The following is a 15,251-nucleotide window of genomic DNA, read 5'->3' on the forward strand; positions in this document are numbered from 1 at the left end:
CCAGCGCCTGACCGTGGAGGCCTCCAGGCTGTGGCGACGAGCAACGGCTTTGACCGATGTGGAAGTCTTGCAGGCCTCTTTGGCAACCTGCAGTTTGAAACGAGCGTCGTATCTGTTCATGTATCCCTCGGGGTTGGATCTGGCGTCCAACTCCCGGGGGGCACTTCAAGGATGGGTTTACGGCGTCCCCCGCAAACCCACCTCGGCCGGCCCAACCCGGAATGTCGCTCCGCCAGCCGCGAGGGGGCTCAGCCCGTTGGCCGGGAACCCCTCACCACTTGAACAACACCAGGCTGATCGCCAGGGTGCCCATGCCGGCCACCAGGCCATACACGGTTTCGTGGCCCTTGGCATAACGCTTGGCCGCCGGCAGCAGCTCATCCAGCGCAAGGAACACCATCACGCCGGCGATCAGTCCGAACACCCAGCCAAACGTGGCGTGCGACAGCGATCCTGACAACAGCCAGTAGCCCAGCGCCGCCCCCACCGGCTCGGCCAGGCCGGACAGCAGGCTGGCGCTGAATGCATAGGCCTTGTTCTGGGTGGCGAAGTACACAGGCACCGCGATCGCGATGCCCTCGGGGATGTTGTGGATGGCAATGGCAAAGGCCAGTGGCATGCCCACCGACGGGCTTTCCAGCGTGGCGAAGAAGGTCGCCAGCCCTTCCGGGAAATTGTGCGCTGTGATCGCGACCGAGGTCAGCAGTGCGACCCGCTTCAGGTACTCGCGGCTGTTTTCGCGGAACGCGGGGTCCTGCTTGTCCAGGCTGTCATGCGGATTCGGAATGAAGTGATCGATCAGCACGATGACGATCACGCCCAGCAGGAACGCCAGGGTGCCGTAGGTGAAGCCGCTGCGCTCGCCATAGGCCAATGCGAACGATGCGATGGACTTGTTGAGGATTTCCGATAGCGACACGTAGACCATCGCACCGCCGGCGAAGGCCAGGCCAAAGGCCAGCAGGCGCGGGTTAGGGCGGCGCGAGAACAGCACCAGCAGGCTGCCGATGGCAGTGGCCAGGCCGGCCGCGAGGGTGACCGCCAGCGCGATCCAGACGTTTTCAGGGGGAATCTGCAGCATTTGCCGACGCGGTCCTGGTCAACAGACAACCGCCCCGGATGAGCCCGGGGCGGGTAGGGCGAGGCGGGCCTTGTCGGGGCGCGCGATCAGCCGCCGCGGCGCAGGCGCTCTTCGATCGCGAAACACTGGTCCGGCTTCGGCTGCGGCGGGTTGAAGCTGACCGGCACCTGGATGGCGGCCGGCACCGGCTGGCCGTTGCGGGTGGCGGCCTTGAACTGCCAGCCCTGCACGGCGGTCCTGGCCAGCTCGTCCAGCTGCGGATTGCCGGCGCCGGTGAGCAGGGCGACCTCGCTCGGCTTGCCGTCGGTGCCGATGGTCACCTTGAACGTGCTGGTGCCACCCACGCCCATGCAGGCCAGTTCAAGCGGGTACTGCGGCGGCGGCGTCTTCACCGCGGCCACCTCGGTCGGCGCGGTCGCTGGCGGCGCCGGCGGCTCGGAGGCACCACAGCCGGCCAGGCCGGTCGCAGCGATCAGGGACAGGCTCAGCAAACGAACGTTCATGGCAGTTGCTCCGTCAGGGCCGAAGTCTTTGCGGCGCAGATGAAGTCGTTCTCGCTCAGGCCGCCCACATCGTGGGTGGAGAAGCGCACGACCGCGCGGTCGTAGTGTACGCCCAGGTCCGGATGGTGGTCCTCGCGGTGAGCAATCCAGGCCAGCGCGTTCACGAAGGCCATGGTGGCGTAGTAATCCTTGAAGCGGAAGGTGCGTGTCAGGGCCTGGCTGCCCTCGCTCAGCTCCCAGCCGGGAACCTGCGGCAGCAGTTCGGCCAGGCGGGCCTCGCCGAGCTTGTGGTCGCTGCCTTTGCGTGGCACGCAACGGGCCTGGGCCAGTGGAATCAGGTCGGCCATGGGAATCTCCACCTCGTGTTGACTGAACAATGCGCCGGACGGTGTATAAACCGAATGAGCGGCTGACGCGTACTTGGCTAGAATAGCCTGATGATCCAGATCTCCGACACTGCCCAGACCCATTTCCGCAAGCTGATCGAACGCGAGGGCGTGCCCGGCATGGGCGTGCGCCTGAGCGCGGTCGACCCCGGCACCCCGCGCGCCGACGCCCGGCTGGAGTTCGCCGAACCGACCGACCTGCTCGGCGATGAGTGGGCGGTGGACTGCGAAGGATTCACCCTGTACGTCGATGCCGGCAGCGTCGGCTGGCTGGACGGGGCCGAGATCGACATCGTCGCCGGTACCGCCGGCACCCAGCAGCTGACCATCAAGGCGCCGCGCATCAAGGGTGAAGCGCCCGGTGATGCGGCCTCGCTGGTCGAGCGCGTGCACTGGGTGGTGGAGAACGAAGTCAATCCGCAGCTGGCCTCGCATGGCGGCAAGGTGGCCGTGCAGGAAGTCTCGGCCGACGGCGTGGTACTGCTGCGCTTCGGCGGTGGCTGCCAGGGCTGTGGCATGGCCGACGTGACACTGAAGCAGGGCATCGAAAAGACCCTGATGGGCCGCGTGCCGGGCGTGACCGCCGTGCGCGACGCGACCGACCACGACAGCGGCCACGCGCCGTACATCCCGCGCGACAACGTCGCCTGATCGCTGACGCGTGCCTCTGACCCGGGCCGAGCAACTCATCGATCTACTGCTGGCGCGCCAGCAGCCCCGCGCCGTCCTCGAGAAGACCACGCGCCTGCCTTATGGCTGGGCGCTGTGGCTGCGCTCGCTGGGGCCGCTGCCGCGGCCGTACCACGCGCGCGACGTGATCGCGGTATTGCTGCCCCGACCGTTGCCGGGGCCACCCGGTCAATCGCCGCAGCTGTCGCCGTGGCAGGCGCTGCGCCGCTTGTTCTGGCAGGACTGGGATGCTGCGCCGCGCGACCAGCGCTGGATGCGTTGCGTCTCGGCCTTGGCCAGTGCGCTGCTGCATCTGCTGTTCTTCATGCTGCTGCTGTGGGTGGCGGTGATCCGCACCACGGCACCGGAAGAACAAGGCGCCGAGGGCGAGCGCGTGCAGGTGGAGTTCGTCGGTCGCGCTACCCAGGAAGGCGGCGGCGATCAGCTAGGTGCGGAAGCGGCGGCCGCTGCACCGCCGGGCCAGGTTGCAGCTGGCCAGAACGCAGGGGCCGCAACGGCGCCTGAGCCGCGTCCGGCGTCCGCGTCGGCAGCTGCGTCCGCACCCGCTCCGGCTGCAGTGGCCAGCGTGCCGCCGCCGCCCGCCGAATCCGAGCCGGCGCAGGTCGCGGCACCGCCGCCGTCTCCGGTGCAGGCCACCGAAGTAGCCGAGGCCAGTACGGATTTCGTGGTGCCACCTGTCAGCGTGCCGCGCACGGAGATCAGCATCGTGCCGCGCGACACGGTACCGACGGTGCGCGAGCGCAGTGTGCAGCCGGTGCAGGTGCCGCCGGCCCCGGCCGCACTGCGTGCGCCGGAGATCGCGGTGCGGACGCCGCAGCTGCGTGACATCCCGGTGCAGGAGCGTGAAATCAGTACGGTCGATGCACCGGCGATATCGCAGCCGCTGCGCACGGCCGATGTACAGGTCCGTGTGCCGCAGCGCGATGTGCAGGTGCGCGAGCGCGAAGTGCAGGCCGTGGTCGATCCGCAGGTACGGATGGCTGCTGTGGCCGGGCGCGAGCCGACCGTGCGAGCGCCGGCAGGCCGTGACCTGCAGGTGCGCGAGCGCGAAGTCGCGTCGGCACCCGCGGCGGCGCCTTCAACGTCCAGCGGCAGCGCGCCAGCGACAACGGCCGCGCCTGCGGCCAGTGGCAGTGCGCGCCAGGCCGAAAGCAGCACGCCACGGCCGTCCGCCTCCAGCACGGCACCGGCCCAGGCTGGAGCGCGCCCGGCCCCCGATCCGGGCAACTGGGCCACGCCCGCCAAGGGCGATGACTGGGGGGCGTCGAGCCGCAAACGGGACGGCGCCGACAAGGGCGCCCGCCAGGCCAGCGCCACCGGCAAGGGCAGTGGCCTGTTCAACGCCGATGGCAGCGTCCGCGTGCCGGGCCAGGAAGGCGATGGACGTGCCGAGCGCGGTGCGCCCGGTGGTGCCAACGATGGCTGGAGCAAGGAACGCATCGCGCAATCGGGCACCTGGTTGAAGCGACCGCCTTACGACTACACGCCCACGTCATTCGACAAATACTGGATCCCGCAGGAATCGCTGCTGGCCGAGTGGGTGCGCAAGGGAATAAAGGCAATGGAGATTCCGTTGCCGGGTACCAATACGAAGATTTCCTGCGTGATCTCGATCCTGCAGGCCGGTGGTGGCTGTGGCCTTACCAATCCGAACATGCAGGACCAGCCGGCCGTGGCGCGGCCACCGCCGGACATTCCGTTCAAGAAAGAACTGCAGGAAGATAACGGGAGCCGGTAGGCTAGGGAGCGCGCCACGCCCTGGCAGGCTCGCTTGGGTAGGTGTGCCAATCTTGGTTGGCACAGAAGCGCCGACCAAGGTCGGCCTCTACCAAGGCATCGGCGCATGCCGACCAAGGTCGGCCTCTACCAAGGCATCGGCGCATGCCGACCAAGGTCGGCATCCACCACGGCAGTGACCTTACGCGCTCTGCGACAGGAACACCCAGAACGGGATGTCGCGGCCAAGCCAGTCGCGGCTGGTCTCGTCCATCACGTCCAGCAGGGTGTCGAAGTCCTTCTGCGCGGTGGCGCGCAGCGCGTCCACGTCGCACAGGAACAGTGCATAGCCGTTGGCTGGCAGCCATTGCAGGTCGCGTAGATTGTCCGATAGCGCATCCCAGTTGCCGCCGAAACCGGCCGGAAAATCCAGCTGCGCGGCCAGCCGTGCGAGCAGGGTGCGCTTGTCGGCCACCCCTTCCAGATCGATGCGGATCACCTTCAGCCCGGCATCGCGCATTGCGGCGGCCAGGGCGCCGATGTCGTCGCTGTCGATGGCGTAGACACCGGCATTGTTGATGTCGTGCAGGCCGAGGCCGAAATCGTCATGGCTCATCACTGCGCTCCCTGGGCCGGTACGGTGAAGCTGCGGAATGATTCGTAGTGGTCGTCGGTGTAGTACCACGCCTCCGGCGGATCGCCGCCGGTGACGATGCGGCGCGTGCCACGGGTGCGCGCTCCGGGGGTGTCCACGGTGTATTCGCGGTAGTAGCCGCGCGGACGCTGCGGCAGCTGCTGTTCGCGGTTGCCGAACGTGCTGCCGTCCTGGCGGTGCGGGAACGGCCCGCCGCGCTGGATCAGCGCGATCGTCTGCAGGGCTTCGGCGGGCAGGAAGGCGGGCAGACCGTTGCCCTTGCCGGGCGTGACCATGGCCGGTGCGCGCGCGGCAGGCGCACCCTGCAGGTCCGGCGCAAACTGCGGCGCCGGCGGGCGCTGCATGAAATGGTTGACTACCAGGCCGAGCAGCAGCAGGGCGATGGCGGTGATCAGCAGCCGGGGGTTGCGCATGGGCAAGGGAGCGGGCGAGGGTGGTGCTCGGACTGTAGCGCCTGCGCGCTGCACGGCGCATGAGGAGGGGGCTGCGTCACCGCCGCGTAACAATTGCCGTCGTGCTCACCGGCGGGACGCAATTTCCTTTACATCCCCCTTGGTAATCTGCCGTTCTGTCCCCATCATTCACCGCGCACCGCCCGACAACGTCGGGTGCCCTCGCAATCAGGAGATGCACCATGGCCTATACCCTGCCCAAGCTGTCCTACGCCTACGACGCGCTGGAACCGCATATCGATGCGGCGACGATGGAAATCCATCACACCAAGCATCACCAGACCTACATCAACAACGTCAACGCGGCGCTGGAAGGCACCGAGTACGCTGACCTGCCGGTCGAAGAACTGGTGAAGAAGCTCAAGTCGCTGCCGGAGAACCTGCAGGGTCCGGTGCGCAACAACGGTGGCGGCCATGCCAACCACTCGCTGTTCTGGACCGTGATGGCACCGAACGCGGGCGGTAACCCGGTGGGCGACGTGGCCAAGGCCATCGACAAAGACCTGGGCGGCTTCGACAAGTTCAAGGACGCCTTCACCAAGGCAGCGCTGACCCGTTTCGGCAGCGGCTGGGCCTGGCTGAGCGTGACTCCGGACAAGAAGGTGGTGGTCGAGAGCACCGGCAACCAGGACAGCCCGCTGATGGAAGGCAACACCCCCATCCTCGGCCTGGACGTGTGGGAACACGCGTACTACCTGAAGTACCAGAACCGCCGCCCGGAATACATCGGCGCGTTCTTCAACGTCATCGACTGGAACGAAGTCGAGCGCCGTTACCAGGAAGCGATTGCCTGATCTCGTTGGCTGGATGAAATGAAAAGGCCGGGGGAGACCCCGGCCTTTTTGTTTTCCGCATTGGTAGTGCCGGCCGCTGGCCGGCAGCCCTGGAATGCCGGCCAGTGGCCGGCACTACCTATTCGGCCATGGCCGCATCGCCCTGCAGGCGCAGGGTGGCCATTACGCCCAGACGCAGGCCCGGCAGGTCGCCGTCGGCCGGCAGCAGGATCGGCTGCTGGCGGATGCCGTCGAAATGCTTGACCTGGAAGAGCACATCCAGACCATGGCCAGTGCTGCCCCCGCCACTGGCCGCAGGCGCCTCGGCGCGGCCGCCGGGATTGCGCCGCGCCGGCTGGAAGCCCGGCGTGCTGCGCACCAGTTCCATCGTGTTGGCCGAGAAGTCGCCGGCGATCAGGCTGGGCATGCCCTCGGCGGTGGCAGCAATCCAGGTCATCAGGTCGCTGGTCTGGTGCTGGCGCGCGGCGGCCTCGTCCGGGTCGGGGCGGAGCCGTGCCACATAGATGTTGACCAGCGCCTCGCCCAGCTTCAGCCGCATCATGCCGGCCGCGCTGAAGGTGCCGGGAGGATGCAGCAGGGTCACGCCGTCCTCGCTGACCGGCAGCCGGGTCAGCATCGCGTTGCCATGCCGCAATGTCTGGCTGGGTGGATCGGCGGTAACGAAGTCGCAGCTGTAACGAAGCCGGCTGGCCAGCCAGCAGGCCGGGTTGCGGCCCTGCTGCTGCAGCACCTGCTGCACCGAGATCACGTCCGGCTGCAGGTCGGTCAGCAACTGCGCGACCTGCTCGCGGCGCAACTTCCATTGCGCATCATCGTGGCTGGGCAGCTCCAGCGCGGCCACCGTCAGCTGGCGGGAGCCGCTTTCGCTGGCCGCCGTGGCCGGTGCCTGCGGCCGCGCCTGTGCCTGCAACGCCATCAGCAGCATCAGGCAACTGAGCAGGAGACGGGCGGGGGGGAGGGGGCGCATAACGATAAGTTTACGCTTTTGTCGTGCAGGTGCCGTGACTTCCGGCACGGAGCGCGGTTGCCTGCCATGGATGGGCACCGTTGTCATGCAGCCCTGCAGCGTGCTTCGCAAGGCCCGGTTCCGGTAACCTTGCGCCTTTCGCTTTGCAGGAATGCCTTACAGGATGAGCCACGACGCAGTTGCCCCCATCGCCGGCCAGGGAAAGATGCCGCGCCAGATCCCGTACATCATCGGCAATGAGGCCTGCGAGCGGTTCAGTTTCTACGGGATGCGCAACATCCTGGTGCAGTTCCTGATCACCTCGCTGCTGCTGCAGGAAATCACGGCCGAAGGCCGTGCCGGTGAAGCCAAGGACATCATGCACAGCTTCATGATCGGCGTGTATTTCTTCCCGCTGCTCGGGGGTTGGCTGGCCGACAGGTTCTTCGGCAAGTACCACACCATCCTCTGGTTCAGCCTGGTCTACTGCGCCGGCCATCTGTGCCTGGCGCTGTTCGAGAACAGCCGCGAGGGCTTCTTCCTCGGCCTGGGCCTGATCGCCCTGGGTGCCGGTGGCATCAAGCCGCTGGTGGCCTCGTTCATGGGCGACCAGTTCGACCAGAGCAACAAGCACCTGGCCAAGATCGTTTTCGACGCCTTCTACTGGATCATCAACTTCGGCTCGCTGTTCGCCTCGCTGCTGATCCCGCTGGTGCTGAAGAACTGGGGCCCGCAGTGGGCGTTCGGCATCCCGGGCATCCTGATGTTCATCGCCACTTTCGTGTTCTGGCTGGGTCGCAAGCGCTACGTGCTGGTACCGCTGCCGCCGAAGGACCCGCATTCGTTCGCCAACGTGGTGCGTACCGCACTGACCACGCGCGTGGCCGGCCAGGGCCGTCCGGGCCTGGTGATCGCCGTGCTCGGCCTGGTGCTGGCAGCGGCCTCGTTCGGCCTGGTCGGCTCGCTGGGCATCGTGATCTGCCTGTGCCTGGCGCTGGTGGCCATTCTCGCCGGCATCGGTGGCGGCACCTGGTTGCAGCTGGACCGGGCCCGTGGCCAGCATCCAGCCGAAGCCGTGGAAGGCGTGCGCTCGGTGCTGCGCGTGCTGGTGATCTTCGCGCTGACCACGCCGTTCTTCTCGCTGTTCGACCAGAAGGCCTCGACCTGGGTCCTGCAGGGCCAGCAGATGCAGATGCCGAGCTGGTTCAGCGCCTCGCAGATGCAGGCGCTGAACCCGCTGCTGGTGATGATCCTGATTCCGTTCAACAACCTGGTGCTGTACCCGGCCCTGCGCCGCTTCGGCTTGGAGCCGACCGCGCTGCGCCGCATGACCGCCGGCATCGCCTTCAGTGGCCTGGCCTGGATCGTGGTCGGCGGCATCCAAGTGGTGATGGACGGCGGCAACGCTTTGTCGATCTTCTGGCAGATCCTGCCGTATGCATTGCTGACCTTCGGTGAGGTGCTGGTCTCGGCCACCGGCCTGGAGTTCGCCTACAGCCAGGCGCCGCAGGCGATGAAGGGCGTGGTGATGAGCTTCTGGAACCTGACCACCACCATCGGCAACCTGTGGGTGCTGCTGTCCAACGCTGCCGTGCGCAACGATGCGGTGACCCACAAGATCGCCAGTACGGGCCTGAGCGAGGCGGCATTCCTGATGTTCTTCTTCGCCGGTTTCGCCTTCGTCGCGGCGTTGGCCTTCGGTTGGTACGCGAAACGCTATCGTATGGTCGACAACTACCGTAGCGCCTGAGCCTGACATGACCCCCGTCAATCTGCTGTTGATCGCCATCACCGCCCTCCTGTCGTGGATGGCGTTCAACAACCGCAAGCTGGCCGACCGCCTGATCCTCTGGCCGCCGGCCGTCGACCGCCATCGCCAGTACGACCGGCTGGTGACCTATGGCTTCATCCACGCCGACTGGTCGCACCTGATCTTCAACATGATCACCCTGTTCTTCTTCGGGGGATTCATCGAGAGCGTGATGGTGCAGCTGACCGGCAGCTACCTGACCTACCCGGCGTTCTACATCGGTGCGCTGCTGGTCTCGATCCTGCCCAGCTACCTGAAGAACCAGAAGAACCCGAACTACCTCAGCCTCGGGGCATCCGGGGCGGTGTCGGCGGTGCTGTTCGCCTTCATCCTGATCAAGCCGTGGTCGATCATCCTGGTGTTCTTCATCCCGGCACCGGCGATCATCTATGCCGCGTTCTATGTCGGCTACAGCATCTGGATGGACAAGCGCGGCGGCGACCGCATCAACCACAGCGCACACCTGGCCGGTGCGGCGTTCGGCGTGATCTTCATGCTGGCCATGCAGCCGAGCATCTTCACCCACTTCCTGCGCGAACTGTCCAACCCGACCTTCCGCCTCGGCGGCGGTTGAAGCGGGTAGCGGGGCGAATCGGTGACGATTCGCCCCGGTTTTCAGAGCGTGTGCTGCTGGCCGTAGGTATCCAGCAGGCGGGCGAACACTTCCTCGCCGATGCGCTGGAAATCCTGGTCTTCGGTCTGCCCTTCCACCGCAAGTTGCAGCAGGCCCTCCAGCAGGGCGCGGTCAGTATCTGAATGGGAATCGCTGGGGTGCATCGGAGCCTCCGCGGGGGTGCGCATGGTCAACGGTCGCAAGGGGCGTGCCAAGCTGGCCGTACCCCTCCACAGGCGATAGCGGCCGTCAGCGCTCCAGCTTGAGGGTCGCAAACTGACGTGAATGGATCAGACTTGCCCCTGTTCAGGCTTCACGCGATCATGGCGCCCGGCTGCGCACCATCCACGCAGTCGCCGCAGGAGACAGTTCCATGGCTTCGGTCACGCCCCCCGGTCTGGCCTATGAGGTCGCACACGACCTGGCCAACCATCGCTTCACCGCCCGTGTGCGTGGACAGCTGGCGGTGCTGGACTACCAGATCAAGCGCAAACGCATGGTCATCACCCACACCGAGGTGCCTGAGCCGATCGCCGGCCGTGGGATCGCCGGTGAGCTGACCCGCGTGGCACTGCGTTTCGCCCGCGAGCAGAAGTACAAGGTGGTGCCGGCCTGTTCCTACGCCGAGGCGTTCCTGCAGCGGCATGAGGAGTATCACGATCTGCTCGCTGGCTGAACGCCGGCGGGCCACGCTTCAGCCATGGCAGGCAATGATGTACAAACATGAACAGGGGATCCCGATGAAGATTGGAAACAACCGGCCACTGCGCGGCAGCGCGTTGGCCGGCGTGGTGGGCGTGCTGTTGCTGGCCGGTTGCCAGCGTGAAAGCGAGCCGGCACCGGCGACCGACGCGGCCCCCGCCGCCGAGGCCACTGCCGCAGGTGAAACGCCGGCCACGGAAGCGCCGCTGGACCTGCGCGACGTGATCGAGAACAACGAGCGCGAAGTGGTGGGCATCAGCTACCCGGCCGGCATCGATCGCTACCCGGGCCTGGCGCGCGCGCTGCAGAACTACGCAACCAGCGCACGCAGCGACCTGCAGCAGGCACTGGACGGGCTCGGCAATGACAAGCCGACCATGCCCTACGAACTGTCGCTGAGCTTCGAGAAGCTGCTGGAAACGCCGCAGTTGGTGGTGGTCAGTGCCGATGGCAGCCGCTATACCGGTGGCGCCCACGGCGAGCCGCTGGTGGCGCGCTTTGTGTGGTTGCCGCAGCAGCAGCAGATGCTCAGTGCCGAAAAGCTGGTGGCCGACGCCAAGGGCTGGAAGGCGATCAGCGATTTCGTCGCCGACCAGCTGCGCGAACGCGTGGCCACCCGGCTCAGCGGCGAGGACATGGATCCGGCCCAGCTGCAGGAATCGCTGCGCAACGCGTCACGCATGATCGCCGACGGTACCGGGCCGCAGGCCGACAATTTCAGCCAGTTCCAGCCGCTGACCAACGACAAGGGGCAGATCACCGCGCTGCGCTTTGTGTTCCCGCCGTACCAGGTGGGGCCATACTCGGACGGCACCCAGACCGCCGACGTACCGGCGGCGGTGCTGTTGCCGCACGTGGCCAAGGACTACGTGGAGCTGTTCGCACGCGGTTGACCGCACGAGGAGGTGGCGTGGATACAGGGTTGCAGGAGCGGGTCGCCGGCCTGCTGCAGGAAGCCGGGGTCCGCATCGGCGGCACCCAGCCACAGGACATCCAGGTGCATGACCCGCGTTTCTTCGCGCGGGTCATGGGCCAGGGCTCGCTCGGCCTCGGCGAGAGCTACATGGACGGCTGGTGGGACGCCAACGTCCTGGATGAATTCCTGGTCCACCTGATGCAGGCGCACCTGGACGAACGGGTGCACGGCTGGCGCGAAGTGGCCGATGCGCTGAAGGCGCGCCTGTTCAACCTGCAGGCCGGGCAGGGCAGCTACGAGGTCGGCCGCCGCCACTACGACCTCGGCAACGATCTCTACCAGGCCATGCTGGGCCAGCGGCTGGTCTACAGCTGCGGCTACTGGCGCCATGCCGGTGACCTGGATGCCGCGCAGGAAGCAAAGCTTGATCTGGTCTGCCGAAAGCTGGGCCTGCGCCCGGGCCAGCGCGTGCTGGACATTGGCTGCGGTTGGGGCGAAGCTCTGAAGTTCGCCGCTGAGCGCTACGGTGTGAGTGGCGTCGGCGTGACGATTTCGCAGGAGCAGGCCGAGTTCGCGCGGAACCTGTGCGCGGGCCTGCCGATCGAGATCCGATTGCAGGACTACCGCGAGCTGGACGAACCGTTCGATGCGATTTTCTCGATCGGCATGTTCGAGCACGTCGGTGACAAGAACTACGCGGGCTTCTTCGAGGTGGCCAAGCGTTGCCTGTCGCCGCGCGGCCTGCTGCTGTTGCACAGCATCGGCACCAACATCTCCCGGCATCGCACCGATCCGTGGATCGCGCGCTACATCTTTCCCAACTCGATGCTGCCGTCGGCGGCGCAGATCACCCGGGCGTTCGAAGGCCGTTTCGTGCTGGAAGACTGGCACAACTTCGGCACCGACTACGACCTGACCCTGCAGGCATGGCGGCGCAACGTGGAAGCAGCGTGGCCACGGCTGGATGCGCGCTATGACGAGCACTTCCGCCGCATGTGGCGCTTCTACCTGGCCGGGTCGATGGCCACCTTCCGCTGCCGGCACGCGCAGCTGTGGCAGCTGGTGCTGTCGCCGGAAGGCGTGCCGGGTGGGTACGTGGCGCCGCGCTGAAGCCAGCGCGGGGGCGGAGACCCCGGGGTCAGATCCCTTTTCGCAGAAAAGGGCTCCGACCCCAGCCACAACAAAAAAACCGCCCGGTCTCCCGGGCGGTTTCCATTTCAGGCCGGTACGCAGGCGATCAGTTGCCAGCGCCGGTCAGGCCACGCTTTTCCAGCAGCGGTTCGATCTGCGGCTCGTGGCCGGCGAAATCGCGGAACAGCTGCATCGCATCGACGCTGCCGCCCTTGGACAGCAGCGTGGCGCGGAAGTGGTCGCCGTTCTTGCGGCTCAGGCCGCCGTTGTCCTTGAACCACTTCTGGGTGTTGGCGTCGAGCACTTCCGACCAGATGTAGGCGTAGTAGCCGGCCGAATAGCCGCCCATGATGTGGCTGAAGTACGGCGTCTTGTAGCGCGGCGGCACCGGCGCGTAGTAGATGCCGTCCTTCTCCAGCGCGGCGCGCTCGAAGGCCATCACGTCCTTGGCGGCCGGCACCTGGTCGGCGCCGATCTGGTGCCAGCGCTGGTCCAGCATGGCCGCACCCAGGTACTCGGTGGTAGCGAAGCCCTGGTTGAACTTGGCTGCCGCCAGCACCTTGTCCAGCAGTGCCTGCGGCATCGCCGAACCATTCTGGTAGTGCTTGGCGTAGTTCTTCAGGATGACCGGGTTGTCGGCCCACATCTCGTTGACCTGCGAGGGGAACTCGACGAAGTCACGCGGCACCGAGGTGCCCGAGAAGTACGGGTACTTCACGTTGGAGAACATGCCGTGCAGGGCGTGGCCGAACTCGTGGAACGTGGTGTTCACCTCGTCCCAGGTCAGCAGGGTCGGCTGGCCGGCCGGCGGCTTCGGAATGTTCAGGTGATTGGCGACCACCGGCTTGAAGCCGGTCAGCTTGGACTGCGAGACGTAGGAGTTCATCCACGCGCCACCGCGCTTGGAGGCGCGTGCATACGGGTCGAAGATGAAGATCGCCAGCTGGCTGCCGTCGGCGTCGAACACGTCGTAGACGGTGACGTCATCGTGGTAGACCGGCAGGTCGGTGCGCTGCTTGAAGGTCAGGCCGAATTCCTGGCCCGCGGCGTAGAACACGCCGTTCTCCAGCACGTTCTTCATTTCGAAGTACGGCTTCAGCTGCGACTCGTCGAAGTTGTACTTGGCCTGGCGCACCTTCTCGCTGTAGAAGGCCCAGTCCCACGGTTCCAGCTTGAACGTCGGCTTGCCGGCCGCCTTCTGTTCCTGGTCGATCATCGCCTGCAGGTCGGCGGCCTCACGCTTGGCGTTGGCCACTGCGGCCGGGGCCAGCTTGCCCAGCATCGCGTTGACCGCTTCCGGCGTCTTGGCGGTCTGGTTGGTCAGGTTGTAGGCGGCGAAGTTCGGGAAGCCCATCAGCTTGGCCTTGTCGGCACGCAGCTGCATGATGCGCGAAACCAGCGCGGTGTTGTCGAACTCACCGCCGCGGCTGCCGCGGCTGACCGACGCTTCGTAGATCTTCTGGCGCAGGGCGCGGTTGGCCAAGTTGGTCAGCGGCGGCTGGCCGGTGGTGTTGAGCAGGGTGATTACATACTTGCCTTCCAGGCCCCGGGCCTTGGCGGCTTCGGCGGCGGCGGCGATCTGCTCCTTGGACAGGCCGTCCAGTTCCTTGACGTCGTCGACGGTGATCGCCGAGGCGTTCACCTCCGACTGCACGTTCTGGCTGAACCTGGTGCCCAGGCTGGCCAGCTCGGCGTTCATCTCCTTCAGCTTGGCCTTGTCGGCCTCGGACAGCTTGGCGCCGGCGCGCACGTAGTTGTCGTAGTACTTCTCGACCAGGCGCACGCCTTCGGCGTCCAGGCCCAGCTGGCTGCGGGTGTCATACAGCGCCTGGATGCGGGCGAACAGCTTGCCGTTCAGTGCGATCGCATCGCTGTGCGCGGCGAACTTCGCCGAGTAGTCGGCCTGCAGCTTCTTGCGGGTGTCGTTGGTGTCGGCACCGACCAGGCTGAAGAACACGGTGGTCGCGCGGTCGAGGACATCACCGCTCTTTTCCAGGGCGATGATGGTGTTGTCGAAGGTCGGCTTGGCCTTGTTGTTGGCGATGGCCTCCACTTCCTTCAGCTGCTGCGCCATGCCGGCGTCGAAGGCCGGGGCGAAGTCGCTGTCCTTGATCTTGTCGAACTGCGGGAAGTGCAGCGGCAGCGGGCTTTCGGCGAAGAACGGATTGGCCTGCTGGGCGGTGCTGCTGGCGGCCGGGGTGGCGGCGCTGGCCGAGAAGGCGGGCAGGGCAAGGCCGAGGGACATGGCCACGGCAAGGGCAAGGCGGGTGGTCAAGGCAGGAACTCCGGTAAGGCAAACAAGGGCCCGAGGGTAACCCGGCCGGCGGCGCCCGCACTTGTGTCAAAAGGCATGTTGCCGCGGCCGGGCGCGGGTACCATGCATTCACTGCCCACGGTTCAGCGCCATGACCACTGCCTACGATTTCAGCTTCCGCGACCTCGACGGCCAGCCACAGGCCCTCGCCGGGTACCGGGGTCACCCGCTGTTGCTGGTCAATGTCGCCAGCCGCTGTGGCTTCACCCCGCAGTACACCGGGCTGGAACAGCTGTGGCAGGAGTATCGCGAGCGTGGCCTGGTGGTGATCGGCTTCCCATGCAACCAGTTCGGCGCGCAGGAGCCGGGGGACGCCGCGCAGATCCGCCAGTTCTGTTCGCTGGATTATCCGGTCAGCTTCCCGCTTTCGGAGAAGATCGAGGTCAACGGCGAGGGGGCTGATCCGTTGTGGGCATGGCTGTCACGCGAGAAGCGCGGTCTGCTCGGCAGTGCCCGCATCAAGTGGAATTTCAGCAAGTTCCTGGTCGACCACCAAGGGCAGGTGGTGTCGCGGCATGCGCCCACCACCCGGCCGGAGCAGC

At 66.5% G+C, this 15,251-nt stretch carries 18 protein-coding genes; 9 read left to right on the forward strand and 9 right to left on the reverse strand.

Going from position 1 to position 15,251, the window contains the following annotated elements; all coding sequences use genetic code 11:
- The 4 genes from N5C25_RS18375 to N5C25_RS18390 form a co-directional block, all read right to left on the reverse strand.
- On the reverse strand, nucleotides 1-120 hold a 120-nt coding region (locus tag N5C25_RS18375; protein WP_279937575.1), incomplete at its 3' end, for a transposase.
- Nucleotides 121-271: 151 nt separating this feature from the next.
- Nucleotides 272-1,081, reverse strand: coding sequence for a zinc transporter ZupT (zupT, locus tag N5C25_RS18380; protein WP_019660453.1), 810 nt, complete (start codon nucleotides 1,079-1,081; stop codon nucleotides 272-274).
- 86 nt (nucleotides 1,082-1,167) lie between these two features.
- Entirely contained in the window at nucleotides 1,168-1,584 is a 417-nt protein-coding gene (locus N5C25_RS18385) for an energy transducer TonB (RefSeq protein ID WP_279937565.1), read from the reverse strand.
- Nucleotides 1,581-1,931: a 4a-hydroxytetrahydrobiopterin dehydratase gene (locus N5C25_RS18390; protein WP_279937567.1), complete on the reverse strand. Its 351-nt coding sequence runs from the start codon at nucleotides 1,929-1,931 to the stop codon at nucleotides 1,581-1,583. Before N5C25_RS18390 ends, N5C25_RS18385 begins: the two co-directional genes overlap by 4 nt.
- 90 nt (nucleotides 1,932-2,021) lie before the next feature.
- On the opposite strand from N5C25_RS18390, the gene N5C25_RS18395 reads away from it, so the two are divergent.
- Both N5C25_RS18395 and N5C25_RS18400 read left to right on the forward strand, forming a co-directional pair.
- Nucleotides 2,022-2,621 carry an NfuA family Fe-S biogenesis protein gene (locus tag N5C25_RS18395; RefSeq protein ID WP_021203010.1) on the forward strand — a complete coding sequence of 200 codons (600 nt, stop codon included), beginning with the start codon at nucleotides 2,022-2,024 and terminating at the stop codon, nucleotides 2,619-2,621.
- A gap of 10 nt (nucleotides 2,622-2,631) precedes the next feature.
- Nucleotides 2,632-4,398 carry a hypothetical protein gene (locus tag N5C25_RS18400; RefSeq protein WP_279937568.1) on the forward strand — a complete coding sequence of 589 codons (1,767 nt, stop codon included), beginning with the start codon at nucleotides 2,632-2,634 and terminating at the stop codon, nucleotides 4,396-4,398.
- Nucleotides 4,399-4,578: 180 nt separating this feature from the next.
- On the opposite strand, the gene N5C25_RS18405 is transcribed toward N5C25_RS18400, so the two are convergent.
- On the reverse strand, nucleotides 4,579-4,992 hold the full coding sequence (locus N5C25_RS18405) for a barstar family protein (protein WP_251101923.1): 414 nt from the start codon (nucleotides 4,990-4,992) through the stop codon (nucleotides 4,579-4,581).
- Complete coding sequence (locus tag N5C25_RS18410) at nucleotides 4,992-5,444, reverse strand: ribonuclease domain-containing protein (RefSeq protein ID WP_251101924.1); 453 nt, start codon at nucleotides 5,442-5,444, stop codon at nucleotides 4,992-4,994. The genes N5C25_RS18405 and N5C25_RS18410 overlap by 1 nt, the downstream gene beginning before the upstream one ends.
- A gap of 221 nt (nucleotides 5,445-5,665) precedes the next feature.
- On the opposite strand from N5C25_RS18410, the gene N5C25_RS18415 reads away from it, so the two are divergent.
- A complete protein-coding gene (locus tag N5C25_RS18415) occupies nucleotides 5,666-6,277 on the forward strand; it encodes a superoxide dismutase (RefSeq protein WP_005410310.1) in 612 nt (203 codons plus the stop codon).
- A gap of 118 nt (nucleotides 6,278-6,395) precedes the next feature.
- Here N5C25_RS18415 and N5C25_RS18420 read toward each other — a convergent pair whose 3' ends face one another.
- Nucleotides 6,396-7,244 carry an endonuclease/exonuclease/phosphatase family protein gene (locus tag N5C25_RS18420; protein WP_279937571.1) on the reverse strand — a complete coding sequence of 283 codons (849 nt, stop codon included), beginning with the start codon at nucleotides 7,242-7,244 and terminating at the stop codon, nucleotides 6,396-6,398.
- Between the two features lie 163 nt (nucleotides 7,245-7,407).
- Here N5C25_RS18420 and N5C25_RS18425 point away from each other — a divergent pair, with 163 nt between their 5' ends.
- Nucleotides 7,408-8,973 (forward strand): oligopeptide:H+ symporter, encoded by a 1,566-nt coding sequence (locus tag N5C25_RS18425; protein ID WP_279937572.1) that lies wholly within the window; start codon nucleotides 7,408-7,410, stop codon nucleotides 8,971-8,973.
- Between the two features lie 7 nt (nucleotides 8,974-8,980).
- Nucleotides 8,981-9,607, forward strand: a complete 627-nt coding sequence (locus N5C25_RS18430) for a rhomboid family intramembrane serine protease (RefSeq protein WP_058981217.1) — start codon at nucleotides 8,981-8,983, stop codon at nucleotides 9,605-9,607.
- 41 nt (nucleotides 9,608-9,648) lie between these two features.
- Here N5C25_RS18430 and N5C25_RS18435 read toward each other — a convergent pair whose 3' ends face one another.
- A complete protein-coding gene (locus tag N5C25_RS18435; protein WP_167692790.1) occupies nucleotides 9,649-9,810 on the reverse strand; it encodes a hypothetical protein in 162 nt (53 codons plus the stop codon).
- Between the two features lie 209 nt (nucleotides 9,811-10,019).
- Here N5C25_RS18435 and N5C25_RS18440 point away from each other — a divergent pair, with 209 nt between their 5' ends.
- Genes N5C25_RS18440 through cfa form a run of 3 tightly spaced genes read left to right on the forward strand, consistent with a single transcriptional unit; the run spans nucleotide 10,020 to nucleotide 12,374 of the window.
- Nucleotides 10,020-10,322, forward strand: a complete 303-nt coding sequence (locus N5C25_RS18440) for a GNAT family N-acetyltransferase (RefSeq protein WP_279937573.1) — start codon at nucleotides 10,020-10,022, stop codon at nucleotides 10,320-10,322.
- A gap of 37 nt (nucleotides 10,323-10,359) precedes the next feature.
- Nucleotides 10,360-11,241 (forward strand): DUF3298 and DUF4163 domain-containing protein, encoded by an 882-nt coding sequence (locus N5C25_RS18445; RefSeq protein ID WP_058981432.1) that lies wholly within the window; start codon nucleotides 10,360-10,362, stop codon nucleotides 11,239-11,241.
- Between the two features lie 17 nt (nucleotides 11,242-11,258).
- The gene (cfa, locus tag N5C25_RS18450) at nucleotides 11,259-12,374 is read left to right on the forward strand and encodes a cyclopropane fatty acyl phospholipid synthase (protein WP_058981219.1); all 1,116 of its coding nucleotides are present in this window, start codon (nucleotides 11,259-11,261) and stop codon (nucleotides 12,372-12,374) included.
- Between the two features lie 127 nt (nucleotides 12,375-12,501).
- Here the strand turns inward: cfa and N5C25_RS18455 are convergent, their stop codons facing one another.
- Entirely contained in the window at nucleotides 12,502-14,670 is a 2,169-nt protein-coding gene (locus N5C25_RS18455; protein WP_251101927.1) for a M3 family metallopeptidase, read from the reverse strand.
- A 130-nt stretch (nucleotides 14,671-14,800) separates the two neighbouring features.
- Between N5C25_RS18455 and N5C25_RS18460 the strand changes: the two genes are divergently transcribed.
- On the forward strand, nucleotides 14,801-15,251 hold a 451-nt coding region (locus N5C25_RS18460), incomplete at its 3' end, for a glutathione peroxidase (protein ID WP_279937574.1).

The sequence above is a fragment of the Stenotrophomonas sp. GD03958 genome (assembly GCF_029839005.1).
In the GTDB taxonomy this organism is placed as follows: domain Bacteria; phylum Pseudomonadota; class Gammaproteobacteria; order Xanthomonadales; family Xanthomonadaceae; genus Stenotrophomonas; species Stenotrophomonas hibiscicola.

Coding starts and splice junctions, on each gene's coding strand:
- N5C25_RS18385 (WP_279937565.1), bottom strand. CDS start 1,584: ATGAACGTTCGTTTGCTGAGCCTGTCCCTGATCGCTGCGACCGGCCTG.
- N5C25_RS18405 (WP_251101923.1), bottom strand. CDS start 4,992: ATGAGCCATGACGATTTCGGCCTCGGCCTGCACGACATCAACAATGCC.
- zupT (WP_019660453.1), bottom strand. CDS start 1,081: ATGCTGCAGATTCCCCCTGAAAACGTCTGGATCGCGCTGGCGGTCACC.
- N5C25_RS18415 (WP_005410310.1), top strand. CDS start 5,666: ATGGCCTATACCCTGCCCAAGCTGTCCTACGCCTACGACGCGCTGGAA.
- N5C25_RS18440 (WP_279937573.1), top strand. CDS start 10,020: ATGGCTTCGGTCACGCCCCCCGGTCTGGCCTATGAGGTCGCACACGAC.
- N5C25_RS18390 (WP_279937567.1), bottom strand. CDS start 1,931: ATGGCCGACCTGATTCCACTGGCCCAGGCCCGTTGCGTGCCACGCAAA.
- N5C25_RS18410 (WP_251101924.1), bottom strand. CDS start 5,444: ATGCGCAACCCCCGGCTGCTGATCACCGCCATCGCCCTGCTGCTGCTC.
- N5C25_RS18435 (WP_167692790.1), bottom strand. CDS start 9,810: ATGCACCCCAGCGATTCCCATTCAGATACTGACCGCGCCCTGCTGGAG.
- N5C25_RS18395 (WP_021203010.1), top strand. CDS start 2,022: ATGATCCAGATCTCCGACACTGCCCAGACCCATTTCCGCAAGCTGATC.
- N5C25_RS18430 (WP_058981217.1), top strand. CDS start 8,981: ATGACCCCCGTCAATCTGCTGTTGATCGCCATCACCGCCCTCCTGTCG.
- N5C25_RS18425 (WP_279937572.1), top strand. CDS start 7,408: ATGAGCCACGACGCAGTTGCCCCCATCGCCGGCCAGGGAAAGATGCCG.
- N5C25_RS18445 (WP_058981432.1), top strand. CDS start 10,360: ATGTACAAACATGAACAGGGGATCCCGATGAAGATTGGAAACAACCGG.
- N5C25_RS18420 (WP_279937571.1), bottom strand. CDS start 7,244: ATGCGCCCCCTCCCCCCCGCCCGTCTCCTGCTCAGTTGCCTGATGCTG.